This window comes from Streptomyces sp. NPDC029151, assembly GCF_055564315.1.
In genome coordinates this window covers 61,308-86,253 of the sequence record NZ_JBVHWQ010000005.1, presented here as the reverse complement: position 1 = coordinate 86,253, position 24,946 = coordinate 61,308, and the positions used below count along the sequence as shown (strand labels likewise).

Here is a 24,946-nt window from a genome sequence, read left to right as displayed (position 1 = left end):
CGGACTGCCTGGGGGTGCCTCCGTCACCGGTGGGAGAAGAGATATGTCGTCACATGAGCCGCTCCAGTCCAGCCTCGTGCAACAGCCTCCCTATATGGAGGGATCGGTGTGGTCCGTGCAACTTGTGCGGGCGAAGCCGGGGCAGACGCGGCCGTATCTCGCATGCCTGCGCGACGAGTGGAAGCCACTGATGCAGGCCGCCAAGGAGCAGGGCATCATCCTCGACTACCGGATCGGACAGTCAAGCAGCTCGACCTGCAACCGGAGGACCTGGGCAGCCTGACGGACCGCATGCTGACCACGCAGGGGCACAGCCTGTGGACCTGCGACGAGACCGCCCACGAGGAAGACGGCGGCGATGCGCCTGAATCCGGTTGCGCGCGTCGCGGCCGATGACTTCAGCCCCTCACGCTTGGGCGGCGAGCCACGGGTGACCGCCTGCGCGTCGGGCCGGACGGCGCCCTGGCTGTGGAGCCCGGAGTACCTCAGATCGGTGGTCGGCGATCGCCATGTGCCGGTCCGGGAGGTCACCGGCGCCCCGGACGACGTCTTCCAGAATCTTGCCCGCGGCGGCTCCCTCTCTTTCGCCGGCTACTTGGACTGGGTCATCGAGACCGCCGATACGCTGAGGGACATCGCGAAGGAGCACTCCCAAACTGCGGCATGCCATCGCTCACATGCGTTACCTACGACGCGGCTCGATGCCCGGAAACCTCTCGACACGGAGGCCAACCGGTGCATTGTCCCCAACCTACAAGCGGGATCGCCGAGGAAGTGCGAGACGCCCAGCCCTGGCGCATCGGTGACAGATACCCGCTGCGCCAGGGCTGGGGCTTGAAGTGTGGCTCCGGGATATCGGCCGACGTCAATCCGATCCGCTGTTCCTGCGCAGCCGGCGGGCTCGCAGCTTCACCATCCCCTGCCGACAGAACCGGGCGGTGTTCTTTTATACAGACATCTTCCATGCGGCGGATGCGGTCCGCTCTCCGACCTGGCTATGAGACCTCCGCATCAGCGTGACGAGGCTCTACGGCGACCGCGCGAGGGTTCCTCCCCCCGGCGGCCTCCCTGTGCCGGGCTAGGAGTCCTCGGGCGCGTGCTTGTACAGCCAGAGGTAGGCGCGGCGTTCCTCCGGTACCACCATCGCCACGATGCAGATCGGACTGGCAGTCAGGCCCACCTGGTGATTGGCCACCGTCGACGTGACAGACCAGTCCTGCTCGACTTCGCTGAGCTCGTCCGCGAGGACCCGTACCGGATCGTGCAGAAACCTCTCGAACGGCTCACTGCCGGTCTTCCACTCGCGCCAGTACATGCTCCACGGCTCGTCGCGGATTTCCTTCGAGACATCGTCGATCTTCGTCCAATGCTCGGTTCTGTTCGTTGTTGCCATGCTCTCTCCCTGTGAAGGTGGTAAGACTCAGCAGAGCCCAGGCGGTGCCGGGCCGCAACCGGTGCTGCGCCGATCGGCGGCCGGACGGCGGTGGTCGCCCCATCCGTCGACCTCCCGGCGGATACGAGGCCTGTATTGATCAGGGATTGGATGGAGCTGCTGGTCACCTACGAACCGGCGAAGACGAAGGCGTAGCGATACACGTTCGGTGGAGCGCAGATCCGCACGCCCTACAACCTTTGGCCCTCATCGGCCAGGTTGGCTAATACCTCGCCTGATCCGCAGCGGCGATAGGCCACGCGGTCGAGCCGGCATCTGCTCTCTCTCCCCTGCGGCAGACGGCCGTTGATCTTGTCGATCCGCTCCGGGATCGCCGCTGTGATGCCGCGCCTGCGCAGGTAGGAGCGGTTCTTCGTAGACGAGTAGCTCTTGTCGGCGGCGACCGGTGCGGGACGGGTCCGCGAGCGGCCTGGCCCGCACCGCTTGATGCTGATGCGGGCCATGACCGGCTCGAACTGGGTGCAGTCGTTGATGGTGCCCGCGGTGAGGGTGAAGCGTTATCGAGGTCGCGGACTGGCAGACCGGCGTCAAGGAGGCCGACGCCATCTTCGGCCACACCCTCTTGTGCCGGCCGTCATCAGCAGCGACGGCCGCTTTGTCGCCTGTCAGGACGGCGCGGCGCCTGCGACCGTCTTCGTAGGGGGACCGGACCACCAGCGTCGCCGCTGGCCGATCGACCGCTCTGGCCTCCCACAAGCACGGCGAACGCTCGCGCCTGATCTACCGGCCCAAGTGGCACGTCGACCACGAGGTGTGGCCCCCTACTGGCGGGGAAAAGCGGGGGGTGCGACCGCAGCAGCCGCCGCCCACGCCGGAAGGCGAGGGCAGGGGAGCGCAGGCGGGGGCGAGGGTGTAGCGGCCAATCGGTCCAGGTGAGACTGCGGCTGCCGACCGCGCCCCACCACCTGGATCCAGTTCCCGAGCAACTCGGGGTAGGCAGTGACAGCCCCCGACGCATCGCCCGCCTCCACGTGTGCATCGCTCAACGGCCCATCTGCGCCGTTGCGATTTCCGTGCCGAGCGAGGCCGTGTCTGTCTATGGATGTACAAGCACGCCCCGGCTGGAGCGGGCGCGTAAATGTCCTCCGGTCAACTTCTCGCCTTCGCCCGTCTGAAGGCCGCCGACCTCCAGGCGGGCGTGCCAACTACCGCCTCAGAGCCGGACAGCCGTGGATGGTGTGCTTCCTCCTCACGGTCGCCGTAGAGCATCGTGACGTTGATGCGCAGGTTTTCGTAGCCGGGCCTGAAACGGATGGCATCTGAGGCGTGGAAGAGGTCGGAGTTGAAGATGACGGCTCGGTTCTGACGGTAGGGGATCGTCATGCTGCGGGCCCGTCGGCGTTGAAGGAACGGCCGGATCAGGTCTTGGCGACCGTTGTAGGTCTCGAAGCCCCAGGACAAGGGGGCATCGACGTTGTGCACCACCAGGCCGCCTGAGTGATCGTCGGTGTTAGCGCTGTCCGGAGTGACCCAGAAGTTGACGTTGACGGCGGCGAAGTCAGCATGCGTGGTGACGTCAGCGGGTACCTGGGGGCCGCACTTGAAGCCCCACATCTGGCGCAGCGGGTATCGGTTGCCGATGAGCCGAGGCAGGGCGTCACGCAGTTCTTCGGCGATCTGCATGAGCAGGGGGCAGACAAACCCGTTCTGCATGAGCGCGCCGAGCCGGCCGTGGGCGTAGCGATTACCGAACCACACCGTCGACTCCAAACAGAACCGATACAGCTCGTCCAGCGCCTCCTCGGTGAGAAAGTCATCGACGTACACCACGCCGGGTGCGTTCGCCAGGTACTGCTCCTCAACGGTTAAGGGATCCCAGCGACGGGACAGGGCACGCGCCACGCGCGGTGTGTTGCGTACATGCAGCAGACGGTTGTAGGTCTCGGCGACGCACCGGTTGGCATCGGAGTCCAAGGGCTCCCGAGCTTCGGGGCCCTGGGCCACCAACCGGTCGTGTACGACTTGGTAGGCATCGATGACCCGGCTGTATCCCGTCCCCAACACGCCCAAGCGTTGAAGGTAATGCATCTGGTCGATGTCGTGCTGCAACTTGGGAGCACTCAGTGCGATGGCCGCGCGCTCGGCCGGATCAGAGGAAGCGCCCCAGCGCAGCTGGGCGAAGAGCGAGGCCCACCCCCCGGCGAGGGGGAAGTCGCCGTGCTCCAAAGCCGCATTGAGCACGTCCGGCGCCCACGCCAAGCCATCGGCCCCCGTGCGCATGTCATCGCGCAACAATGGCAGCACCTCGTCCCAGCGCTCCGAGGCAGCCAGCAAGAGCACCAACTCGCGTCGGACCGGACGGTCTTGGGGGGCGGCGTGGAGGAAGTTGCTGAGAGCGCGCACCTCCTCCTCCGCACGGCCGACGCTGACAGTCGCCCTCGCGCGGGCGACCGCCGATCTGGGGTCCCACGGCGTGCCCACGTGGATCACACGAGCCGGAAGGCGTCGTGTGCCTGGAGCTCCACTGCGTAGCGGGCCAGACCATTGAGGGTCACTGCGGCGTACGGGGGAACGAAGTGTGCGCTGATCGCCTGGCCGTCTTCCGACGACTGGATCTTGGTCCAAGTTTCCCACGTCATGCTGGTCACGAACGGAGTGTTGCCCCGGGCCTGCATGCCGACGTCCTCCTGCTCCGCCCCCGGCTCCCCGTCCCGTTTGCCGTCCCCGTCACCGCAGAGTGTCTGGGCGACGTGAAGGTTGACGAAGTAGTGCAGCAGCTCATCGGTGAACCCGTGGATTCCGGTTTCTGCCACACACCCTTCCAGCAAGGCTGCCACGACGTCCCGGCCGCCATGGCTGACAGTCGCCTCGCAGAAGTCGGCCATGAACTGCCTCCCACTGGGCACGTTGTCCGTGTGACGGTGCAGGTACTCCTGGAACCACTGCAGGAGCTCGGGGTTGGCGAATACCGAGTAGATGAGCCGGTCGGCAAGTGCCGCTTGCTCCCGCGAAATAGATGGGCCCCCAAGGTACTCGCTCAGGACCTGGGACGGACCGGTGATGAACTGCTCCCGCAGGAGGAAGTCGGTCTCCATAGCCTGGAACAGTGCGTCGATACGGCGCATAGTCGCAGCACGGGACATCACAGTGGACCGTTGTGCGCCCAATGTCTTCTCCTCCGGTCGCGTCGATCAGGTAGGCGTAGAAGGTGCTGAGCCGCGAGACGACTCCAGCTAAGAGCGAAGCCGCTCCTGAATGCCATTGCGGCACGCCGCAGCTGATAGATCTCGGCCCCGGTTCACACATCTGGCTCGCGAAGGCTGCCCCACGCCGTCCACTGCTCGGGCGCGCATTGGCCCGCCACGTTGGATGATTCGTCGAGGGCCGCGTCGACAGTACGGGCACCGGTCCGATCCGGGGGCAATACGGGCCGCCACCTGGAGGTCGGTCACGGCCCGCATCTTGAGCCGTCTGACGGCGAGGGCGAGCAGCCGGGTCGGCACGTTCAGGCGGCCGTCGGCACCGGCAAGGGTTTCGCCTGCGCCGGGTGCCGGATAGCGCATCACCCTCCTCGCCGCTGCGGGGCGACTCGCCTCGCCGACCGGAGACACGCCCAAGCCGGGGACTGCAGAACGACCGACTCTGTCCCGCAGGGAACCGCTGGTGCGGCAGAGGTACGAGGAGCGGCCGAAGCTCGGGGAACCGCTCCTGGCGGCGCGGCCTGTGGCCGGTGGTATCCGCGCTGGCTGGCCTCGGACGCCACCATCGTCGCCCATCCGGACACCTGTTGTCCTGGTACTCGGCACACGCGGACTATGCCGGTGCTCGGCGGCCGGTTGACCCTGACGGCCGGGTTGCTCGCCCTGGCAGCCTACCGCGTGTCTCTTTGATGGGTTGTTCGGTTGATCGGATGTGTCTGTCCGATTAGTGATCACCGATGCGGTGTGGGACCGGATCGAGCCGCTGATGCCGCCCGATCCGGTTCGCGGACGGCGGTGGGCCGACCACCGGCGCACGCTCGAGGCCATCGCGTGGAAGTACCGCACCAACTCGCCCTGGGGCGACCTTCCCGACGAACTCGGCTCGTTCAAGATCGCTCACAAGCGGCCGATCAGATGGGCCGTCGACGGCCACTGGGAGATGATCCTCGCCGCCGTCCTGGCGGCGGCGAACGCCGACGACGACATCGACTGGACGGTGTAATGGACTCCACGGTCGTTCAAGGTCACCAGTACGCTGCCGGGGTGCTCAAAGCGGGGCGGCCCGCTCCGGTGAACCCGCCGATCACGCACTCGGACGCTCCCGCGGCGGACTGAGCACCAAGGTCCACCTGGCCGCAGGCGGCCGAGCACGGTCCCTCGCCGTCACCGTCGCCGCAGGCCAAGCGGGCGACGCACCCGCCTTCGAGGCGGTGATGTCTCGCATCCGCGTCCCGCGCAATGGCCCGGGCAGGCCTCGGACCCGGCCCCTGACCGTTCTGGCGGACCGCGCGTACTCCTCACGCGCCATCCGCAGCCACCTGCGGCGCGGGGGGTATTCGCGCAGTCATCCCGCAGCCGTCCGACCAAGTCGGTCACCGTCGGCGGCGAGGCCGACTCGGTGGCCGGCCGCCCCGCTTCGACAGCGAGGTCTGCAGCAGCGGAACACCGTCGAGCGATGCATCAAGCGCCACAATCTGATCCCGTGGGGGCGCGTGTAGGTCGCCCGGCGGCGGGGCCGGGGCTCCCGGTCGGCCCCCCGCTCACCGGCGGCCCCCCATCACAAGCGTTCCGATGCTCAGCATCCGCCGATTCTGGCAGGCCCGACACATCCACCAGCCCACGACTACGAGGGGTCCCGGTACGGAGGTTGCGCAATGAGCGCCAGGGCGCACCGCGACGCGCCCCGTCGACATCGGCTCGTGCTCGTCCTCGGGGCGGGCGTGTCCTGCGTTCAGGCCGCGGCGCGGAAGACGTACGCCGTCATCGGGGCGGTGACCGGCCCCGGGCCCAGACGGGTCGTCATCTCCTCGATGACGGTGGCCCGGACGGCTGGTCCGTCGCCGCGCTCCTCGACTGCCGCGCGCACCGGTGTTCCGGTGAGGTAGCCGGTGGCAAGGTCGGCGGTCGACTCGGCCCGGCCTTCAAGCGTCAGCTCCTGCTCCTCCTCGACGGCGAACCCGGTGGCCGCCAGATCGGCGACCACGACAGCAGGGTCGGCGTAGCCATGCGGAACCGTGGGGAAGAACCGTGGCGGGTCGACCGGGAAGGCCCGTTCCAGCCCTGCCTGCAGCGCCACTTCAAAGGCGTGCGTCCTGAGTGGGCCCCAGGTGTTGAACAAGAACCGGCCGCCCGCGGCCAGCACCCGCCTCACCTCGGTGAATGTCGCGACCCGGTCGGGAAAGAACATCACGCCGAACTGGCAGACCACCAGGTCGAAGCCTCCGTCCGGGAAAGGCAGCCGCTGCGCGTCGGCCTGGCGCCACTCCGCGCCCGGGGCCCGGGCCGACCCGAAGGCGACCATGGCCTCGCTCAGGTCGGTGGCCGTCACGTCGGCCGACGGTACCGCGGCGAGCAAGTCCGAAGTCAATACACCTGTCCCTGCAGCCAGTTCGAGGATGCGCCGCGGGTGGAGTGCTGCCGCCCTCGCGGTCAGGTCCTCGGCGAAGGGCCGGAAGACCACGGGCACGAGGTACTGTTCATAGGCCGCCGGCATGGACTCGGACCACCGCTGGTCGGCATTGATTCCCGTCATCCTGATGACGGTAGTGCCGCACCCGGAGACCTCTGCGCTGCCGCGCCGCCCCACACCCTGGAGCCGGCCCTGCCTGACGAGTTGGCGGGGAAAACCTTCTCTGACGCGGCACTGGCTTCAGCCGCCCCCGATGAGTTCCCGCCCGCTCAGTCGGTCCACCGCATGTGGGTGCCTCCGCTGTGCCGGTGCCACCCCGGCACTTGCGCCGTGACGCGAACGTCCGCCGTCCGTTCAGCTCGACTCGCGGACCACGAGGTCGTTCGGCATGATCACCGGCTTCCTCGGGCCGCCCTCGATGAGCGCCAGCAGCAGACGCACCGTCGCGGTGGCCTGGTCGGCCATGGAACTGCGCACCGAGGTGAGCGCGGGCGTGGTGTAGGAGGCGGCCTCGATGTCGTCGAAACCGACGACGGCGACGTCGTCGGGGGCCCGGCGGCCCGCCTGGTGCAGGGTGCGCAACGCCCCGATGGCCATGAGGTCGTTGGCCGCGAACACCGCGTCGAGGTCCGGGTCGTCCTCGAGCAGCTGCCGCATGGCCTCCGCGCCCGACATCCGGGTGAAGTCGCCCAGCGCGACGATGGAACGGCGCCCGGTGTCCCGCAGGGTCGCCCGGTATCCCTCCAGCCGTTCACGGGACTCGTACAGGTCCAGCGGCCCGGTGATGGTGGCGATGCGGCGTCTGCCCCGGTCGAGCAGGTGCCGTACGGCCAGCTCCGCGCCGCCGGCGTTGTCCAGCGCCACGTAGGGGACGTCCGTCGCGGCGGTGCGGTTGAAGGACGCGACGGGCAGGCCCATGCGGGCGAGCGCGGCCGGCAGGGGATCGGCGCCGTGCAGTGCCACGAGCATCACGCCGTCCACGTGGCCCCCCGCCACGTAGCGCTCCACCCGGGCGCGGCTCTCGTCGGACTCGGCGAGCATCAGCACCACGCGTTTGCCGACGGCCTCCAGCTCCCGGCTGACGGTGCGCACCACGGTCGAGAACAGCGGGTCGTCGGACACCACGCCCTTGGGCGGGTCGGAGACGACCACGGCCACGGCGTCCGTGCGGCGGGTGACCAGGTTGCGGGCGGCGGCGTTCGGCACGTACCCGAGTTCCCGCACCGCCTGCATGACGACGTCCCGGATCTCCGGCGCGACGGTGGTCTCCCCGTTGATGACCCGGGAGACGCTCGACTTGGACACGCCGGCCCGGGCGGCGACCACCGCGAGCGTGGGTCGTTTCATCGCCTTCCGATCACCGGTGCCCCGATCCTCGAGTCCAGGGAGCGCTTTCCCCTCAGGATGGCCTCGGCCCGATCCGCCTGTCAACGGCGCTTCTCCAGCGTCCTGGTAGGGGAACTCGCCTCCAACTGATCACTTCCGGCCGCCTGTCGACGGGTTCGTGCGTACCGCCGGAGTGGATCTCAGAAACCGTTCCCCGGAACCGGCGCTGTGCGTCAGGGGTGTTACAGGCCTGTTGCTCAAAGCCTTGACAGTCCATCGGGACCGACCCATTCTCACCCCTCAGGGAGCGCTCCCTCACCCTTCCCCCACTGAGGAGTCACCCGTGCATCCCCTGCTCCGCCGCATCGGCTTACCCGCCGTCCTCGCGGCCGTCCTGCTCACTCTCGTCAGCCTGCCCGCGTCCCGGGCCCATGCCGCCGAGACCCTGCTGTCGCAGGGCCGGCCCGTCGTCGCGTCGAGCACCGAAGACCCGTTCGGCGCGCCCGGAGCCGTCGACGGCAACCCGGCGACGCGCTGGTCCAGCGCCTTCTCCGACCCGCAGTGGATCAGGGTCGACCTAGGGGCCCCGGCCCGCATCAGCCGCGTGACCCTCCAGTGGGAGGCCGCCTACGGCAAGGCCTTCCGCATCCAGGTGTCGGACGACGCCGAGACCTGGTCCACCGTCCAGGAGACGACGGACGGCACCGGCGGCACCCAGAACCTGACCCTGACGGCCACCGGCCGCTACGTCCGCATGTACGGCACCCAGCGCGGCACCGGATACGGCTTCTCCCTCTGGGAGTTCCAGGTCTTCGGTACCAGCGGCACCGGCGGCGACCCGGGCGGCGGTGGTGGCGACACGCTGCTGTCGTATGGGAAGACGGGCGCGGCCTCCTCCTCGCAGAGCGACCAGAACTGCTGGGAGTGCACTCCCGCCCGGGCCTTCGACCGCGACCCCGCCTCCCGCTGGGCGACCAGCCCCACCACCGGCTGGACCGACCCCGGCTGGATCTCCGTCGACCTCGGCGCGACCGCGCAGATCTCCAAGGTCGTCCTGCAGTGGGACCCGGCCTACGCCAAGTCCTTCCAGATCCAGGTCTCGCCCAACGGCACCGACTGGACGCCGGTCTACTCGACCACGTCCGGCACCGGCTTCAAACAGACCCTGGCGGTCTCCGGCACGGGACGCTACGTACGGATGTACGGCACCGAACGCGCCACCCCCTACGGCTACTCCCTGTGGGAGTTCCAGGTGTACGGCACCGGAGGCGCCCCCGTCCCGGCCCCGCCGCTGCCGCCGGACCCGGCGCAGCCGCCGCGGCTGGTCTGGAGCGACGACTTCGACGGAGCCGCCGGCAGCAAGCCCGACCCGGCGAAGTGGCGGGCCGACCCCGGCACCGGGCAGAACGGCGAACTGCAGTACTACACCGACCACCAGAACGCCGCCCTTGACGGCGGCGGCCACCTCGTCATGGAGGCCCGGAAGGAGGCCAGCCCCGGCCGGGCCTGCCCGCCGGACCCGCTGACCGGCAGCACCACCTGCCAGTACACCTCGGCCCGCATGAACACCGGTGCCACCTTCCAGTTCACCTACGGACGTGTCGAGGCCCGCATCAAGGTGCCCAGGGGCAACGGGCTGTGGCCCGCGTTCTGGATGATGGGCGCCGACTTCCTCACCGGTCGTCCGTGGCCGTACAACGGCGAGGTCGACATCATGGAGGTCCTCGGCAAGGACGTGAAGACGGCCTACTCGACCGTGCACGCCCCCGCCTACAACGGCGGCGGCGGGATCGGCTCGCCGTACCGGCTGCCGTCGGGCGCCGACCTCTCGGACGACTTCCACACCTGGGCCGCCGACTGGAACAGCAAGGGCATCGTCTTCAGTCTCGACGGGCGCACCGTGTTGACCCTGGACAAGGACCAGGTGGAGCGCACCCGGGGTCCCTGGATCTTCGATCACCCGCACTACATGATCCTCAACCTCGCGGTCGGCGGCGACTGGCCCGGCCCGACCGACGCGTCGACGCCGTTCCCGTCCCGGATGCTCGTCGACTACGTACGCGTGTACCAGTAGCGCAGCCGGCAGCGGCACTCCTGTCAGGTCCGGCCCGGACCCCTGCGTCGCGGGCCGGACCGCACCCACACCACGCCCCACCCCCTCCGATGAGGAAGCGACATGCGCAGATACTCCTTACACCTCCATCCCGTGTTGGTCGGTGCCCTGGCGATCGCCCTGGCCGCCGCCCTCGGCATCACCCTCGGCGCCCCCGCCGCGCGGGCCGCCACGATCACCGTCCAGGCCGAGTCCTACGCGGCACAGTCCGGCGTGGCCCTGGAGACGACCGCCGACATGGGCGGCGGGCAGAACGCCGCCTACCTGGCCGACGGCGACTGGATGCGGTTCGACCAGGTCGACCTCGGGGCCGCCGGCCGTCTGACGGTGTCGGCGCGCCTGGCCTCCGCCACGGGCAGCGGTTCCGTCGAGCTGCGCACCGGTTCCCTGACCGGGCCCCTGCTCGCCGTGATCCAGGTCGACCCCACCGGGGGCTGGCAGACCTGGGCGACCCGCAGCGCCGACGTCACCACCCACCCGACCGGACCCCAGACCGTGTTCGCGGTGCTGCGCAGCACCACGCCCGGCGACTTCGTCAACATCAACTGGTTCTCGTTCGTCAGCGGTGGCGACGAGCCCGCGCCCGGCTGGGTCGACGTCGACCAGGCCAAGTGGCAGGCCCAGCTGACCCAGTTCCGGGCCATGACCCCGGCGCCGGTGCCCGCCAACGCGGTGCGCGTCCCCGAGTTCAACGCCACCTGCACCTACAGCCACTCCAAGCCGGACGACCCGATCGTCGCCCCCGGTCTGCCGGGCGCGTCCCACATGCACAGCTTCTTCGGCAACAAGAGCACCGACGCCTTCACCACGACCCAGAGCCTGCTGGGCAACACGGGCACGAGCTGCACACCCGCCAAGGACCTCTCCGCCTACTGGATCCCCACGCTCTACGAGCGCGGCAAGGCGGTCGAACCCGACGGGATGATCGTCTACTACGGATCGCGGCTGCCCGACCCCACGGCGACCGTGCCGTTCCCGCAGGGCTTCCGCATGATCGCGGGCAACGCCAAGCTGCAGGTGGCGACCCCGGCCGGCTCGCCCAACCAGTTCTGGTGCGCCGGACCGGGCGGCGAGACCGGCCGCAGTACCGACGGCAACTGGCCGCTGTGCGCGCCGACCGCCAAGCTGGTGTACCAGCTGGTGTTCCCGGACTGCTGGGACGGCAAGCACCTCGACAGCCCGGACCACAAGTCGCACGTCGCCTTCACCTACGACGGCAAGTGCAGCGGCGCCTACCCGGTCGCCATTCCGTCGGTCTCGTTCGTCATCAGCTATCCGACCAGCGGGAGCGCCGACGGGTTCTCCCTGGCATCGGGCATGGCCTCGTCCATCCACGGCGACTTCTTCAACGCCTGGGACACCGCGGCCCTGGGACAGCGCGTGAAGGACTGCATCGTGCAGAGCGCCAAGTGCAACTCCGCCGGAACCTTCTGACCCGGCGGACGGCGGCCGCCCTGCTCCTGGGCCTGGCGGTCGCCGGCTGCAGCCCGCAGCCGGCGACCGACCGGCCCGCGCCCGCCGCCTTCAACGACACCGACACCGCGTGGATCCAGCTGATGATCCCCATGGACGAACGGGCCCGGTTGCTCACCGACTTGGCGCCCGCACACGCCGCCCGCCCGGCCCTGGCCGGGTGGGCGAAGGATACGGGAAGGAGACTCGAGGACGAACTCGTCGGCCTGCGACGGCTGCTGAGGCTCTCGGGCGTGCCCGACACCCGCCCCCACGAGGGCCACAACATGCCCGGCATGGTCACTCTCGACACGGTGCGCAGGGCGAAGACCGTGTCCGGGGAGAACTTCGACCGCCTCCTCACCGAGAGCATGCGGGCCCACCTCGTGCAGGTCCGCATGCTGTGTGCGAGCGAACGCACGTCGGGGAGCGCCGAGCAGGCGAAGGACCTCGCCGCCGCGATCGAAGGAGCTGTGGCCGAGCAGATCACCCGCCTCGACGCGGTCATGTGAGGCCGCCGTCGCCGTCCGGCCGGGGGCGGAGCCGCCGTCACGCACCGCCGCCCCACGAACGTGAAGAACTCGATCACCGGCTCCAGCCCTCTCTCGCCGACCATCGTCTCCGGGCTGACGGCGGACTAGGCGGCGGACGCCTCGTTGCACGGGAAGAGTGCCTCCTCGTATGCGGCGGGGGCCGCCTCCGGGTCGCCCGGGCGCGGGCGGCGACGGCCTCGGCGAGCTGGGCGCCGTCCGGCATTGCCAGGTGGACGCCCCGCCGCCGGAGGGGGCATAGGGTGGGCCGCGTCGACGAGCGGGGTCATGCCGGGGACACGGCCCCAGCGGTGCCCGTCGGGCAAGGCGTGGCGCGCGCCGCGGGACGAGCGCGCCGTCGACGTCGGCGACGAGGCCGCGCAGACTTTCGCCCCAGCCGGCGAAGTGCGCGAGGACTGCGGCCTTCGCGGTGGCGCGGCGCCGTAGTCGACGATGTCCAGCCGGCCTTCACAGGCGCGCAGGGCGGTGTAGACGCGCAGGCTACCGTCGGTCTACCGGTGGGCGAGGAAGCTGTCCCACAGCCAGCATGTGTCCCACGGCGTATAGGGGAACATCACCGCCTGGACACCTTCGACAGCCTCCCGCCCGTGCGGTCGTCGCCGCGGTTGCGGCCCGGGCACCGGGTACGGATCGTCTGTCACCCACCTCCACCTTGACCGGTGGAGCCGGTGCCGCCTGGCCTGCCTGCACGGGCCCTTCGCCAACTGGCGCGAGGAGACACCCTTGATCTATGAGAGGCCGCAACCCGTTCTCGGTGGCTCGGTCATCCAGTCCGCCCAGATGCCGGGCCTCCTGCGAGCCGAGGGGCTCAGCGCAGCCGCCGCGCACGCAGCACCAGGTCGTCGGTATGGTGCGCGCCGGCGCCGCCGTCGGGTGCCACGCGTGGTCGCTGCTCGTTCACCTCCACCTCCCAGTCGTCGGTGAGCAGGGCGGCGACCATCGAGGGCCAGACGTAGTCCGCCGGGTCGAAGCCGCTGTCGTGCGCCTGCTGGGTGTCCATCCCCGCGTGGTGTACGAGCAGCAGCACGCCGCCGGGCGCGACGGCCGCGAGCAGCGCTCGCTCGGCTGCGGCGTCGGGGGTGCGCAGCAGGGCGGGATACTGCGCGGAGACGAGGTCGAAGGAGGCCGGCGGGAGCGCTGCTTCCGTCAGCGCGGCGTGTACCCAGCGAATGGCGACGCCTGCGTCCCGCGCGTGCCCGGCCGCCCGCTCCAGCGCCACGCCCGAGACGTCGAGAGCGGTCACGTCCCAGCCGCCGCGCGCGAGCCAGACGGCGTCCGCGCCCTCGCCGCAGCCGACGTCGAGCACCCGCCCGGGCGTGAGCCCGGCGACCTCGGCCACGAGCGCACCGTTGGGCCGGCCGCTCCACAACTGCTGTCGGTCGGCGTACCGGTTGTCCCACTCCGCCCGCACCGCAGGGTCTCCGACGTATCCGTCGCCAGGCAGGGAAGTGTCGGACGCGGGCGATCCCACTGTGATGTCGTCGGTCATGGCCCCAACGTCACCCATCGTGGCCCGGTCACGCCACTCCTGTTGCCGTTCCGGCAAAACGGCCTCCCGGACCGGACGGCCTTCCTGCCGACGCCGATCGCCGCGTGCAGGGCGGCGCCGGTGGAGACGCCCGTCTGGTGATCGAACTGGCGGAGGCCGGCCCGGCGGGCGCTCGAGCGGCCCCGCGAACTCCTCACCACAACTGTGTGCCCGGCGCCCCCTTGAACGGCCCCCGCACCTCCGAGGTGATCCAGCCGCCGTAGAAGTCGCCCTCCTGCGCCGTGACCACTTCCCCGGCGACCGTGCAGCGGTCCACGCGGCTCGGGTAGAAGGCGAAGAAGTCGGCGAGGGCCGCGTACGCGGGCTCGGGACGGGGATACGTCCAGGCGGCGCTAGCGCGCACGTCGTCGCCCACGACGACGTCCCAGTACCGGGCCGCCCCCTTCCACTCGCACCAGGTCCGCCCCGCGGCCGCCGGGAACAGGAGCTCCGTACGGACGTCCTGCGGGGGGGACGTAGAACACGGGGGGATGGCTGGTCTCCAGCACCCGGATCGTCCTGCGGCTCTCGACCAGCACCAGGCCGGCGCACTCTACGACCACGACGCGGTCGTCCTGGCTCATGGCGGGAGGCCGCGGGTAGTCCCAGACGGACTCGGGTGCGCGCGGAGCGGACCGCGGCGCGGGCTCGTCCAGCGGATCCAGGTACACCTCGTCCTCGTAGCACCAGGCCCAGTCGTGTGCCAGGCTGCGGACCACCGGGTGCCCGTCGGCCTCGAAGTGGGCCGTGGCGTGGGCTCCGGGAGAGCTGTCGTTGCAGCCCACGTAGCCGCAGGTCAGGCAGAGCAGCAGATCGGCCGGCGCCCGTCCGCGCGCCGCACAGGCCGGGCACGACGCGGTCAGCGGCGTCGGGTCGGGCGTCCAGGTGTGGGAACAAGGCTTCCCGGACGGCCGTCCACCGTCGGGCCGGGGCGTCCATCTCGTCATCGGTGATCACCGGCCGACCGAGGCGGCATCACGCACGTCCGCCGCCTCTGCTCCTGGCAGGCATCCGTGTCGATCACGGTCCCTCCTCTGTAGTCATCGGTGCTACAGCTGCTTCGCCCCGACACCGCGCTGAGGATGCAGACCGCTGATCTCGGATGCGCCAAGCGCTCGGGCATTGACGACACAGAGGCATCGGCGGGGGCCGGCAGGTCACGGATCTCGTCCGACGCCGGACGGCGCAGCCTTGCAGACCTCGTCGAGCGAACGGGGGGCTGCGAGGGTGAAGGCTGCCTGGTAGGACTTGCTGATCTTGTCGTACGGAGTGGGGATGCCGCGTCACTGCTTCAGCTTGTTGAAGCGCCGTTCCACCACGTTGCGCCGCTTGTAGGTATCGCGATCGGGAGCCGGGGCCGCCCCCCGACTGCCGCGCTTCGACCGGTTGCGGACCTGGTCGGCTCGCTCGGGAAGGGTGTGGCTGATCCCGAGCCGACGCAGCCAGGTGCTTACCGCCCTGGAGCCTGACCGGTAGCGCCCTTGCCACCCAGGACGCGCGAGGGCCGCACCCGGGGCCGTAGGGCCGGTGCGGAGCACCCGGATTGCCTCCGTCACGGCGCTGAACGGGGTGCAGTCGTTGGTGTTGCCACCCGTGACGATGAAGGCGAGCACTGGCGGGCTCGAGGGCCGCCCGCCTGTCCGGCTGGCCGGCCGTACTCGGGCACCGGTCGCCGGCCCGCCGGCGCCGGCAACGCCACCTACTGTCTCCACCTCTTCCGTCTGCGCCGCGGCGAACCTCGGCGACGCCGACCGCTGGATGCGCCAGGTCCGCGATCTCGACGTCGAGATCGCCTTGGTCCACCGCCCCACCAGATGGAACCGCCCGCGTGATGAGAATCGTCAGCCCTCTGAGAGGTCCGACACTCGTTCCGGTCACTGCCCAGCGCGACACGCTGATGATGGGTGGAAGCCGGTTGACGATGCCGTAGTAATCAACGGAAGGCTGGGCATCTGTCGCCCGCGGGTGGTCGTCCGCGCCGAGGCGGCGGGCGGGTCACCGAGCGGCGGCGTAAGAGCGTTCCGTCGCAGCAGCCTTTCCTCTTCATCTCGACATCGACTGAAGGATCTTTCCTGTGAAGCGTCCGACCGCCGTTCTGGCCACTGCGCTGCTTGCCGCCGGAGCAATTGCCACCGCCCTCGCCCCCGCCTCAGCCACATCAGCCGCCATCTGCCCTGCTGGGAACTTCTGCGTGTGGACCGGACCGAACTTCACCGGCCAACGGGTCACCTTCAGCGGCGACGATGAAGAGTGGGAAAGCGACGTGTCGCAGATGGACGCCTCCTGGGCCAACCACGCCCAGTCCAGCCCCGGAGTCAAGGATCACGTCGCGGTCTACAGCGGGCGCAACTACACAGGCAGCGTCACTCTCTGCCTCGGGCCCGGCCAGGAAGTCTCCGACAACCGCTCGGCTGCCGGTCGGGGAGCGTCCAGTCGCTGGACGACGTCCTGCTGACCCACGCCCGAGGCAACGCCAGGACAGACCCCGGTAGGCCGCCCCGGAAGCGCTGGCCGGACACGCCAACGTTCCGGCCGGCGTGGTCGGTGCCGTCCAGGGCGAAGTAGCGCCGGGAGGCGAACTGGGCCGCGATGCGGTTCAGGCGGGAGCTGTTGGTCGGTGTGAAGGCGAGCTCGAGTTGTCGGCTGCGGCCCGATCGCCGACCCGGGAGTCCTTCTTATGGTCAGGTGCGGGCTTGATGCGGCCGTAGGGCTCGTCCTTACCCAGGTCGTAGGCGGCGAACAGGTGCCGGACCCCGTGTGGACGGTTGTAGGTCGTCCGCCGACGGAGCCTCGAATCTCGCTCGGGGTCCTTGTGCCGTCGCCACGCTCGGCCCACTGCCGCCCGGGGTGGAGCATCAGGTCGAGCGGGCCGAACTCATCCAGGCGGACGACGACTACGGGCTCGTCGTCCTCGCGTATGACCTCGCCGTCCGCGATCGCGCAGAGGTGCTCGACGCGGGCCTTCCTGGCGGCGTAGCCGGGTCGAGGGAGGTCTCCCAGGCCTTTGTGCGTTGAGAAGGACATGCCCTCCTCGACGATGAACCGGCGGGCGGACCGCTTGTTGTCCCGCCGTAGTTGCTCGATCCGTTCGACGACGCCGGAAGGGATCTGGGTCGGTGAAGACCGCGGGACGCTCGGGCGGTCCCGCAGCCCGAGTTCGCCGTGCGTGTCGCAGCGGATCTTCACTTGGACAGGCAGGCGCGGGAGACACCGGTCAAGGCGGCGACGTGCGCGATCGGACGGGTGCGGCAGCGCTCCACGAGCCGTCTGCGTCCCTCGATGGTCAAGGGGGTGTTCGCGTGGGTCACCGCAGCACCTCGGTGCTCCGGTCGGCCGTGATGACGGTGAGGAGGGGGAAGGCGATGAGCAGCGCGACCGCGACGAGAAGTCCACTGGCCCAGAGCGGCCCGAGGACCCCGGCTCTGGTGCCGAGCGTGGCCGCAGCGACGGCGGGGCCGGCGGCGGCACCCACGTTGAGCGCCGCGGTCGCATACGAGCCGGCCATTGTGGGGGCTCCCGCGGCCTCGTAGAGGACCCGCGTGATCAGCGTGCTGCCCAGCGCGAACGACAGCGCGCCCTGCACGAACACCAGGATGAGCAGGGCGACCGGCTCGTCGGCCAGCACCGCCAGAGCCGGCCAGCCGACGAGCAGCAACGGACCGCCGACCGCGATGACCAGTCCGGGACTTCGGTCGGACAGCCGTCCGGCGACGGTGACGCCGACGAAGGAGCCGGCACCGAAGAGCACCAGCGCGGCAGGAACCCACAACTCGCCCAGCCCGGCGATGTCGGTCACCACAGGAGCGAGGAAGGTGAGGCTGGCGAAGGTCGCCGCGTTCACCAGCGCGCCGAGCAGCATCACCAGGATCAACCGCGGCCGGACGAGCTGGGCGAGCTCCCCCCGCAACGTCGGCCGGCCGGCGGCCTCATTCTCGCCACGTCCTGCGGGGATGCCGTTCAGGATGCCGAGAGCGGCAGGCAGGCAGAGAGCGGCGACGGCCCAGAAGGTGGCCCGCCAGCCGAGTGCCGTGCCGAGCACCGACCCACCGGGGACACCGGCGATCATGGCCACGGTCGTGCCGGACAGCAGCACGGCCAACGCGCGTCCCTTCCTGTCGGGTGAGACCAGCCCGGCCGCAGCCGTCAGAGCGACGGCGAGGAACCCCGCGTTGGCGAGCGCGGCGACGACTCGGGTGGCGAACACGACGGGGAAGCTCGTGGTGACGGCGCCCACGGCGTGAGCTGCCGCGAAAGCCAGGAGGAACCCGAGAAGGGCCGGGCGCCTGAGCCAGTTGCGGGCAAGCGCGGCCACCAGGGGGGCGCCGACGGTCATGCCGATCGCGAAGGCCGAGGTGAGCATGCCCGCTGTCCCGACGGTGACGTCGAGATCCGAGGCGATGTCCGGCAGGAGGCCGGCGAGCATGAACTCCGAGGTGCCCATGGCGAAGACCGCCAGGGCAAGCAGGTACAGGGGGAGGGGCATCGAGTGGCTCCGAGGTGAGGCGAGGCACGAGAAGGTCATCTCGTCACCGCGGCCAGCCCCGGGCGCACACTCGTCTCACCGCAGAAGGCGGCGCGACGACGAGGCTAGGAGCTCAGTGGAGCAGGGGGCTGACGGCGTGACCGAAAGCCCCTACCTTGTCTGACTCAGGACTCGACATGCCCCGCACGCTACCCGACGGATGCCCGTCGAAGCATCTTGCTTTCACGGCCATCCCTGCGTCACCAGCGTCCCTGCTCGCAACAACTAAGCTCGCCCCATGACAGAGCCCCCTCACTGAAGCCGAGATCGTCGAGGCCGAGCGTGAACTCGGTGTGTCCTTTCCAGACGAGTACCGGGTGTATCTGCGCGAGGTAAGCGCGGGCGGGGCGCTCTTCCAGCTCGAGCGGACCGGGCGTGGCTGGTGGTGGGCCGGCAATGAAGAGTGGCGGCGCGAGCTGCTGGCCATTCCCTTTCCGCATCCCGACTCCCACGCGGGGAGCGACGACGATCTGATGGCGCGTGAGCCACATGCTGAGGCGTTCGAGGACGACGCCGCGTATCGGACAGCCTGGCGTGCCTGGGCCGACGAGGCCGACAGGTTCGAGGACCTGAAGACGGCCGGTGCGGTCGTCATCCAAGAGCACGGCTGCGGCTTCTCCACTCTGTTGGCGCTGACCGGCCCGCTGGCCGGCACGGTGTGGTGGGACGGACGAGCTACTTGCGACCGGATCGTCCCGCTCTCTTTGGACCACGTCGCTGGGGCCCGGCCCGTCCAGTTCCGGGAGTGGTTGGACCACGGTTCGTGGGCTCTGTTGCCGCCGGAATGGGGGCCACGCCTTGCACCGGAGCCTGTTGTCCGCCGCTAGGTTCTGTCCTTTTGGTCAGCGTCGGGTGCACATGAGGATGCCCGCGAGGTGGAGTGCCGCCTGGTAGGCGATCGCGAGCTTGTCGATTCGTGTGGCCAGTCCGCGCCACTGCTTGAGACGCTTGATGCACCGCTCGACGGTGTTCCGCTGCTTGTGTGCCTCGCTGTCGAAGGCGGGGGGACGGCCATCGATTCGGCATCGCCGCTGGCGGTGGCCGACTTGGTCGGACGGCTGAGGATGACCGCACGGATGCCCCGGCGCCGCAGGTGGCTGAGGATGGCAGGTGAGGAGTATGCGCGGTCGGCCGGAACGGCCGAAGGCCGTGTCCGGGGCCTGCCCGAGCCGGGGCGGGGCACGCGGATGCGGGACATCACCGTCTCGAAGGCGGGTGCATCACCTGCCTGGCCTGCGGTAACGGTGGGAGTAAGGGGCCGTGCGCGGCAGTCTGCCCCCAGGTGAACCTTGGTGCTCAGCGCGCCGCGGGAGCGTCCGAGCGCGTGATCGGCGGGCTCGCCTGGGTGGGGCCCCCCTTTTTTGAGGGCTCCGGCAGCGTGCTGGTGGGTCCGGACGACCGTGGAGTCCACCGGCACGTCCGGTCGATGTCGATGTCGGCGTGGGCGTCTGCAGACGCCAGAACGGCGGCGAGGATCATTTCCCGGGTGCCGTCGACGGCCCCGTCTGACCAGCCGCTTGTGAGCGGTCTGGAACGAGCCGACTTCCTCGGGAGAGTCCCGCCAGGGCGAGTTGGTGCGGTACTTCCACGCGGTGGCATCCAGGGCGCGGCGGTGGTCGGCCCATCGCCGTCCGCGGTCCGGATCCGCTGGTATCAGCGGCCGGATCCGGTCCCATATCGCATCGGTGATCACTGATCGGACGGACACATCCGATCAACTGGCCAACCATCAAAGAGACACGCGCTAGGCGTCGGGGTCGCGCAAGCCGACTGCGTCATGCCGCCAGAACGGCTCCGCATAGACGAGCGTCCCCGTCATCCATGGCTGATGGGCCGGGAACCGAATGACCTGAAAGGCACCATCCGGGATGCGCAGCGACGGCTTTCGGAAGCCCAGGTCGCCACCGGGCACGAAGCCGAAACGCGAGTAATAGCCCGGATCACCCTCCAGAAAGACGAGCGGAACAGCCCTCTCGGCGAGGACCCCCAGTCCGTGTCGAACCAGGGCCGAACCGATACCCCGCTTCTGGAGTTCAGGCACCACAGCCACAGGACTGAGGACTTGGACGTCAACCAGTCGGCGAGGCGCGTCGAGAAGACTGCGGGTGAACATGACATGGCCGACGACCTGCCTGTCGTGCTCGGCGACCAGCGAGAGACCGTTCTCGGGTGTCATGGTGTCCCGCAGGGTGTCGACCAGGTCGGCCACGACAAGGCCATGGTCACCGAACGCCTGCAGGTGAACGTCCCGCACGGCCTGCCTGTCGCTCGGAAGTTCTTCACGAAGATCCATGCCCGGAGGGTAAGGGCTGCTCCGGGCGGCCCGCACACGGATTTCGCACACGGATGTGGAACCGGAAGGACACGCGTCCGGTGAGCGCTCAGCCGCACACCGGACCAGCATCCGAACCGAACGCTCCCCCCCCCGACGGGGTGAAGGTTCGCTCATGGGGCACGGGCCGCGCAGACGGCGCCGGTCGGCGCGGGGGCGGTCATGAGGAGCACATGGTGATCGTCTCCTCCCCGGAGGTAGGCGCCCGGGTCCTGTCGGCCAGCGACCCGCTCGTGCCGGCGGCGGCGATGTCGGTGGTGGGGGAGGGGCCCGACCGGACCGGATCCAGGGTTGACGGTGATCTGCGCCCTCCCTGAACAAGATCGAGGAATCCCGGTACACGGGTTACGCGGTCCCGCCCTTCGACCTGGCCGTCATGGACGAGGCGCGCCGGATGGCGGGGCCGGTGCGACAGGATGTGGGCGATCCTCGACGACGCGAAGCGGATCCGCGCGTACCACCGCCTGCACGCGACTGTCCCCCCGGCATCTTCGCCGCCCCGGAGTTGACGGAGTCCACCGACACTGCCCGCCCCGCCGACACCGCCCGCCCCCGCCGCTGCCCGGCCGGGTGGGCCGGGCGGGGCGATCCCGCCGAGATCACGCGGCATGCAGGTCTTCTGTCCGAATCTGAATGGCGATGTCATGCGCGGGTTCGAGTACGGCCCTTGTGTGCGAATGCGGCCACAACGCCGGAATTGACCATTCCGATGGGCGTCCGACTCGGAGCCGCTTCGCTTAAGAGAGGCTTAAACACTCCTTAAGCGATCTTGAGTCTCGACTCGCCCCCCAAGTAACCGCAGTTCAGAGGCCGTTGAGCGCGCCACAGGCAAGTTGGACGAGGTAACCGCCGTGCGTACCATCGGAGTCCACCCGCGGCTCACCGCAGCCGAGAGAGCGCTCTCAAGCGGAACGCTCCGTCTCCTCGTCCGCGGCCCGCCGTACGGGCGGAACCACCTGAATCCCCCACAAGACAAGGTGTCATCCCAGCCATGGCAGCTCATCGCGCTCGGCGGTGGACGCTCGGCGGACTGGTCTCACTGGTCGCCGTCGCTCTCGTCACCGCCGTCCTCATCACCACGACCGGTTCCGGCGCGAACCGGGCCAGCGCCGCACCCACCACGGTGACCTGGTCCGACGACTTCGACGGCAGTGCGGGAAGCGCCCCCGACCCCGCCAAGTGGACGCTCGAGACCGGTGGTTCGGGCAACGGCAACCACGAGCTGCAGTACTACACGCCGGGCAACCGGAACGCCGCCCTGGACGGCGAGGGCCACCTGGTGATCACGGCGCGCAAGAACACCGACTCCGGACTGCAGTGCTGGAACGGGACGTGCCAGTACTCGTCGGCCCGGCTCAACACGGCCCGCACCTTCAGCCAGGCGTACGGCCACTTCGAGTCCCGCATCAAGATCCCGCGCGGCCGGGGAGTCTGGCCGGCCTTCTGGATGCTCGGCAACGACCTCGGGAGCGCGGGCTGGCCCAACAGCGGCGAGATCGACATCATGGAGAACGTCGGTCACGAGCCCGGCGTGGTCCACGGCACCATCCACGGCCCCGGCTATTCCGGCTCCGGCGGCCTCGGCGCCGCCTACACCCTGCCCGACGGCAAGGCGTTCGCCGACGACTTCCACGTCTTCGCCGTCGACTGGAGCCCGACGGCGATCACCTGGTCGGTGGACGGCCACGTCTACGAGACGCGCACGCCGGCCGACCTCGGCGGCAAGAAGTGGGTCTACGACCACCCGTTCTTCCTCATCCTGAACCTCGCCGTCGGCGGCGACTGGCCCGGCAGCCCCGACTCGGCCACCTCCTTCCCGCAGACGATGACCGTCGACTACGTCCGCGTCTCGACTTCCGACACGGGCGGCTCGACCGGATCGACGGGCAAGAGCGGTGCCATCAAGGGCATCGGCGGTATGTGTGTCGACGTCGCCGGCGCATCCACCGCGGACGGGACGCCGATCCAACTGCACGACTGCACCGGTGCCGACGCCCAGAAGTGGACGCTGGGCAGTGACGGCACCGTCCGCGCGCTGGGCAAGTGCCTCGACGTGCACGGCGGTTCCACCGGGGACGGCACCCCCGTCCAGCTCCACACCTGCAACGGCAGCAAGGCCCAGCAGTGGACCCACACCGCCGCCCACGACCTGACCAATGTCGGGGCGGACAAGTGCCTGGACGCCACCGGCGGTTCGGCCGCCGACGGAACCCGGCTGCAGATCTGGACCTGCGGCGGCACCGCCAACCAGAAGTGGACCGTGGGCTGACCCGCAGGGCGGACGGCCCACCCCACCCCACGAACCCCACCCACCCCCCACTCGCCTCCCAGAGGCACATGTACCAACGAAAGGTACGGCACATGGCAGCACGTCACCAGCGCAGTCTCACCCGCCGCAAGCTGTTTGTCGCCCTGGGCGGAGCGGCGGTGGCCGCCCCCGCCGTCGCAGCCCTCGGTCCCTACGCCCTCGCCGGTACGACCGACAACGGCACGAGGGCCGCCGCCACGGGCGCGCTGCCACTGACGATCGTCAACGACAGCGGCTCGTTCAACAACGCCTCGGTGCACGTCTACATCGTCGGCAACCAGGACGGGAAGCAGGTACGGGTCACCCCTGACGGCACCCTGGCCGCGATAGCCCTGTCCGACAACGGCGCGGACGGCTTCACCGACTACGCCCTCTCCCTGCCCGCGAGCGGAGAGGCCACCCTCAAGCTCCCCTATATGTCGGGCCGCATATACGTGTCGCTCGGGCAGAAGCTGAAGCTCAAGGTCGTCAAGGACGGCAACGGAAACCCGGCACTGCAGTACCCGGCCGGCTGGGTGACCTCCGACCCCAACTACCGCGTCCTGCACGACTGCGCCGAGTTCACCTACAACGCCGCGGGTATGTTCTGCAACACGACCATGGTCGACATGTTCAGCGTGCCGATGAGCATCCGGCTGACCGGAGCCAAGGACCAGACCACGGGCACCCTGCGCGACGGCGGCCGGGCTTCGGTGTTCAGCGCCGTCAAGCGGGTCGCGGAGTTCGCCCCGCTGGTCGTCGACGACCTGCGCGTCATCGCTCCCGGACACGGCCTGGACGCGGGCCTGTTCGCCAAGGACTACTTCGCCTCGTACATCGACCAGGTGTGGAGCACCTACACCGGCAAGGACCTCAAGATCACCACCAACGCGGGCACCTTCACGGGCCGGGTGCGCGCCGACAGGTTCACGTTCGACGGTCCGGCCCCGGTCACCTTCGGCAAGCCGTCCACCCGCGACGTCCTCTTCTGCGACGGCAACCTCGCCGCACCGAACGACGGCACCACCGGTCCCGTCGCCGCCGTCCTGGGCGCCGGCTTCAACCGCTCCACCCTCCTCAGCAACCCCGACCAGCCCGTCACCGACGCCTCGGCCTTCTACCGGACCCACCTCACCAACCACTACGCGAAAGCCATCCACGCGGCGACCCGGGACGGCAGGGCCTACGGCTTCGCCTTCGACGACGTCGCCGACTTCGCCTCCTACATCCAGGACACCGCGCCCACCGGAATCCGGCTGACCCTGACACGGTTCTGACGCGCGCCTTGTCGCGGACCGGATCGCGCCGCCGACACCGGCCGACCCGGTCCGCGCCCGGCGCAGGAACCCCCATCGACGGCACCCGGACGGCATCTCCCGCCCCAGCGCTGTGCCGGCCCCGGTGACCAAGTGCGAGCGATGCCGGCAGGGGTGGCCTCCACGCCCCGGTGGAAGACGACCGCCTGCCCGTCGGGACAAACGACCGCGATGACAGGGTCGCGGTAGACGTACCGCAGGCCGCAACGGGACTCCAAGCCGAGCTCGTCGCGCACGAGCAGCGGATTGGCCTGGATGAAGATGTACGCGGTGGAGTGCAGATCGTGACGGAAGCCCGGCAGGGTGACTTCGCGAGTGACCACCCCGCCGCCGACGTACTCCTTCGCCTCCACCACCAGGGCCTCAAGTCCGGCGGGTCCAAGGAAGGCGGCGCACGCCAGCCCATTGTGGCCGGCCCCGGCCAAGATCACGCCATGCTCCGACAACCGCGGGCTCCTGCTCCCCCGCAGTGCCCGCCGCCGCGCCTGCGGCGTCGACGGACAGCGAGGAGGGGTC

At 69.7% G+C, this 24,946-nt stretch carries 23 protein-coding genes and 3 pseudogenes; 11 read left to right on the top strand and 15 right to left on the bottom strand.

Translation table 11 applies throughout. The features are described 5' to 3' along the window. Window positions 1–94 precede the first annotated feature (94 nt). The gene (locus ACZ4VF_RS20270) at window positions 95–283 is read left to right on the top strand and encodes a hypothetical protein (RefSeq protein ID WP_467927478.1); all 189 of its coding nucleotides are present in this window, start codon (window positions 95–97) and stop codon (window positions 281–283) included. 795 nt (window positions 284–1,078) lie between these two features. Here the strand turns inward: ACZ4VF_RS20270 and ACZ4VF_RS20265 are convergent. The 4 genes and pseudogenes from ACZ4VF_RS20265 to ACZ4VF_RS20250 all read right to left on the bottom strand — a co-directional run bounded on the left by ACZ4VF_RS20265 (window position 1,079) and on the right by ACZ4VF_RS20250 (window position 4,518). Next, entirely contained in the window at window positions 1,079–1,393 is a 315-nt protein-coding gene (locus ACZ4VF_RS20265; RefSeq protein WP_467927477.1) for a hypothetical protein, read from the bottom strand. A gap of 284 nt (window positions 1,394–1,677) precedes the next feature. Then, a pseudogene (locus tag ACZ4VF_RS20260) lies at window positions 1,678–1,947 on the bottom strand (IS5 family transposase); the annotation flags it as partial. Window positions 1,948–2,542: 595 nt separating this feature from the next. After that, window positions 2,543–3,796: a hypothetical protein gene (locus ACZ4VF_RS20255; protein ID WP_467927475.1), complete on the bottom strand. Its 1,254-nt coding sequence runs from the start codon at window positions 3,794–3,796 to the stop codon at window positions 2,543–2,545. Between the two features lie 83 nt (window positions 3,797–3,879). After that, window positions 3,880–4,518 carry a hypothetical protein gene (locus ACZ4VF_RS20250; RefSeq protein WP_467927474.1) on the bottom strand — a complete coding sequence of 213 codons (639 nt, stop codon included), beginning with the start codon at window positions 4,516–4,518 and terminating at the stop codon, window positions 3,880–3,882. 802 nt (window positions 4,519–5,320) lie between these two features. On the opposite strand from ACZ4VF_RS20250, the gene ACZ4VF_RS20245 reads away from it, so the two are divergent. Both ACZ4VF_RS20245 and ACZ4VF_RS20240 read left to right on the top strand, forming a co-directional pair. Beyond that, window positions 5,321–5,596 carry a transposase gene (locus tag ACZ4VF_RS20245; RefSeq protein WP_467927473.1) on the top strand — a complete coding sequence of 92 codons (276 nt, stop codon included), beginning with the start codon at window positions 5,321–5,323 and terminating at the stop codon, window positions 5,594–5,596. Window positions 5,597–5,705: 109 nt separating this feature from the next. Next, on the top strand, window positions 5,706–6,092 hold the full coding sequence (locus tag ACZ4VF_RS20240; RefSeq protein WP_467927980.1) for a transposase: 387 nt from the start codon (window positions 5,706–5,708) through the stop codon (window positions 6,090–6,092). Window positions 6,093–6,325: 233 nt separating this feature from the next. Here the strand turns inward: ACZ4VF_RS20240 and ACZ4VF_RS20235 are convergent, their stop codons facing one another. Both ACZ4VF_RS20235 and ACZ4VF_RS20230 read right to left on the bottom strand, forming a co-directional pair. Beyond that, window positions 6,326–7,087, bottom strand: a complete 762-nt coding sequence (locus ACZ4VF_RS20235; RefSeq protein WP_467927979.1) for a class I SAM-dependent methyltransferase — start codon at window positions 7,085–7,087, stop codon at window positions 6,326–6,328. A 270-nt stretch (window positions 7,088–7,357) separates the two neighbouring features. After that, window positions 7,358–8,350: a LacI family DNA-binding transcriptional regulator gene (locus tag ACZ4VF_RS20230; protein ID WP_467927471.1), complete on the bottom strand. Its 993-nt coding sequence runs from the start codon at window positions 8,348–8,350 to the stop codon at window positions 7,358–7,360. 322 nt (window positions 8,351–8,672) lie between these two features. On the opposite strand from ACZ4VF_RS20230, the gene ACZ4VF_RS20225 reads away from it, so the two are divergent. The 3 genes from ACZ4VF_RS20225 to ACZ4VF_RS20215 all read left to right on the top strand — a co-directional run bounded on the left by ACZ4VF_RS20225 (window position 8,673) and on the right by ACZ4VF_RS20215 (window position 12,406). Beyond that, window positions 8,673–10,403, top strand: coding sequence for a discoidin domain-containing protein (locus tag ACZ4VF_RS20225; RefSeq protein ID WP_467927470.1), 1,731 nt, complete (start codon window positions 8,673–8,675; stop codon window positions 10,401–10,403). A 102-nt stretch (window positions 10,404–10,505) separates the two neighbouring features. Then, a complete protein-coding gene (locus ACZ4VF_RS20220; protein ID WP_467927469.1) occupies window positions 10,506–11,876 on the top strand; it encodes a DUF1996 domain-containing protein in 1,371 nt (456 codons plus the stop codon). Next, a complete protein-coding gene (locus ACZ4VF_RS20215; RefSeq protein WP_467927467.1) occupies window positions 11,852–12,406 on the top strand; it encodes a DUF305 domain-containing protein in 555 nt (184 codons plus the stop codon). The genes ACZ4VF_RS20220 and ACZ4VF_RS20215 overlap by 25 nt, the downstream gene beginning before the upstream one ends. A 59-nt stretch (window positions 12,407–12,465) precedes the next feature. On the opposite strand, the pseudogene ACZ4VF_RS20210 reads toward ACZ4VF_RS20215, so the two are convergent. The 4 genes and pseudogenes from ACZ4VF_RS20210 to ACZ4VF_RS20195 form a co-directional block, all read right to left on the bottom strand. Next, window positions 12,466–12,954, bottom strand: a pseudogene (locus tag ACZ4VF_RS20210) (FAD-dependent monooxygenase); the annotation flags it as partial. Window positions 12,955–13,253: 299 nt separating this feature from the next. Then, window positions 13,254–13,934 (bottom strand): class I SAM-dependent methyltransferase, encoded by a 681-nt coding sequence (locus tag ACZ4VF_RS20205; RefSeq protein ID WP_467927465.1) that lies wholly within the window; start codon window positions 13,932–13,934, stop codon window positions 13,254–13,256. A gap of 193 nt (window positions 13,935–14,127) precedes the next feature. Then, a complete protein-coding gene (locus ACZ4VF_RS20200; protein WP_467927978.1) occupies window positions 14,128–14,418 on the bottom strand; it encodes a DUF427 domain-containing protein in 291 nt (96 codons plus the stop codon). After that, a complete protein-coding gene (locus ACZ4VF_RS20195) occupies window positions 14,327–14,920 on the bottom strand; it encodes a UBP-type zinc finger domain-containing protein (protein ID WP_467927464.1) in 594 nt (197 codons plus the stop codon). Before ACZ4VF_RS20195 ends, ACZ4VF_RS20200 begins: the two co-directional genes overlap by 92 nt. A gap of 1,127 nt (window positions 14,921–16,047) precedes the next feature. Here ACZ4VF_RS20195 and ACZ4VF_RS20190 point away from each other — a divergent pair. Then, window positions 16,048–16,428 (top strand): peptidase inhibitor family I36 protein, encoded by a 381-nt coding sequence (locus ACZ4VF_RS20190; protein WP_467927463.1) that lies wholly within the window; start codon window positions 16,048–16,050, stop codon window positions 16,426–16,428. Between the two features lie 392 nt (window positions 16,429–16,820). Continuing rightward, entirely contained in the window at window positions 16,821–16,988 is a 168-nt protein-coding gene (locus ACZ4VF_RS20185) for a hypothetical protein (RefSeq protein WP_467927462.1), read from the top strand. Window positions 16,989–17,155: 167 nt separating this feature from the next. Here the strand turns inward: ACZ4VF_RS20185 and ACZ4VF_RS20180 are convergent, their stop codons facing one another. Together ACZ4VF_RS20180 and ACZ4VF_RS20175 are read right to left on the bottom strand one after the other, a co-directional pair. Beyond that, window positions 17,156–17,281 (bottom strand): hypothetical protein, encoded by a 126-nt coding sequence (locus tag ACZ4VF_RS20180; protein ID WP_467927460.1) that lies wholly within the window; start codon window positions 17,279–17,281, stop codon window positions 17,156–17,158. Beyond that, the gene (locus ACZ4VF_RS20175; protein WP_467927459.1) at window positions 17,278–18,456 is read right to left on the bottom strand and encodes a Cmx/CmrA family chloramphenicol efflux MFS transporter; all 1,179 of its coding nucleotides are present in this window, start codon (window positions 18,454–18,456) and stop codon (window positions 17,278–17,280) included. Before ACZ4VF_RS20175 ends, ACZ4VF_RS20180 begins: the two co-directional genes overlap by 4 nt. Before the next feature lie 299 nt (window positions 18,457–18,755). On the opposite strand from ACZ4VF_RS20175, the pseudogene ACZ4VF_RS20170 reads away from it, so the two are divergent. Continuing rightward, window positions 18,756–19,322 (top strand): annotated as a pseudogene (locus ACZ4VF_RS20170) (SMI1/KNR4 family protein); the annotation flags it as partial. Between the two features lie 15 nt (window positions 19,323–19,337). Here ACZ4VF_RS20170 and ACZ4VF_RS20165 read toward each other — a convergent pair. Next, window positions 19,338–20,203 (bottom strand): IS5 family transposase gene (locus ACZ4VF_RS20165; RefSeq protein ID WP_467927457.1). Its coding sequence is split into 2 segments (ribosomal slippage): window positions 19,338–19,561 and window positions 19,561–20,203, totalling 867 coding nucleotides; the frame shifts between segments, so codons are not numbered across the junction. 36 nt (window positions 20,204–20,239) lie between these two features. Next, entirely contained in the window at window positions 20,240–20,788 is a 549-nt protein-coding gene (locus ACZ4VF_RS20160; protein WP_467927456.1) for a GNAT family N-acetyltransferase, read from the bottom strand. Window positions 20,789–21,818: 1,030 nt separating this feature from the next. Between ACZ4VF_RS20160 and ACZ4VF_RS20155 the strand changes: the two genes are divergently transcribed. Together ACZ4VF_RS20155 and ACZ4VF_RS20150 are read left to right on the top strand one after the other, a co-directional pair. Beyond that, entirely contained in the window at window positions 21,819–23,096 is a 1,278-nt protein-coding gene (locus ACZ4VF_RS20155; RefSeq protein ID WP_467927455.1) for a ricin-type beta-trefoil lectin domain protein, read from the top strand. A gap of 92 nt (window positions 23,097–23,188) precedes the next feature. Then, complete coding sequence (locus ACZ4VF_RS20150) at window positions 23,189–24,391, top strand: glycoside hydrolase family 64 protein (RefSeq protein ID WP_467927454.1); 1,203 nt, start codon at window positions 23,189–23,191, stop codon at window positions 24,389–24,391. Here the strand turns inward: ACZ4VF_RS20150 and ACZ4VF_RS20145 are convergent. Then, window positions 24,337–24,876, bottom strand: a complete 540-nt coding sequence (locus ACZ4VF_RS20145) for an NAD(P)-binding protein (protein ID WP_467927452.1) — start codon at window positions 24,874–24,876, stop codon at window positions 24,337–24,339. The genes ACZ4VF_RS20150 and ACZ4VF_RS20145 overlap by 55 nt on opposite strands. Between the last annotated feature and the right edge of the window lie 70 nt (window positions 24,877–24,946).

Coding starts and splice junctions, on each gene's coding strand:
- ACZ4VF_RS20270 (WP_467927478.1), top strand. CDS start 95: ATGGAGGGATCGGTGTGGTCCGTGCAACTTGTGCGGGCGAAGCCGGGG.
- ACZ4VF_RS20250 (WP_467927474.1), bottom strand. CDS start 4,518: ATGCGCCGTATCGACGCACTGTTCCAGGCTATGGAGACCGACTTCCTC.
- ACZ4VF_RS20195 (WP_467927464.1), bottom strand. CDS start 14,920: ATGACGAGATGGACGCCCCGGCCCGACGGTGGACGGCCGTCCGGGAAG.
- ACZ4VF_RS20265 (WP_467927477.1), bottom strand. CDS start 1,393: ATGGCAACAACGAACAGAACCGAGCATTGGACGAAGATCGACGATGTC.
- ACZ4VF_RS20230 (WP_467927471.1), bottom strand. CDS start 8,350: ATGAAACGACCCACGCTCGCGGTGGTCGCCGCCCGGGCCGGCGTGTCC.
- ACZ4VF_RS20150 (WP_467927454.1), top strand. CDS start 23,189: ATGGCAGCACGTCACCAGCGCAGTCTCACCCGCCGCAAGCTGTTTGTC.
- ACZ4VF_RS20205 (WP_467927465.1), bottom strand. CDS start 13,934: ATGACCGACGACATCACAGTGGGATCGCCCGCGTCCGACACTTCCCTG.
- ACZ4VF_RS20175 (WP_467927459.1), bottom strand. CDS start 18,456: ATGCCCCTCCCCCTGTACCTGCTTGCCCTGGCGGTCTTCGCCATGGGC.
- ACZ4VF_RS20235 (WP_467927979.1), bottom strand. CDS start 7,087: ATGCCGGCGGCCTATGAACAGTACCTCGTGCCCGTGGTCTTCCGGCCC.
- ACZ4VF_RS20155 (WP_467927455.1), top strand. CDS start 21,819: ATGGCAGCTCATCGCGCTCGGCGGTGGACGCTCGGCGGACTGGTCTCA.
- ACZ4VF_RS20220 (WP_467927469.1), top strand. CDS start 10,506: ATGCGCAGATACTCCTTACACCTCCATCCCGTGTTGGTCGGTGCCCTG.
- ACZ4VF_RS20160 (WP_467927456.1), bottom strand. CDS start 20,788: ATGGATCTTCGTGAAGAACTTCCGAGCGACAGGCAGGCCGTGCGGGAC.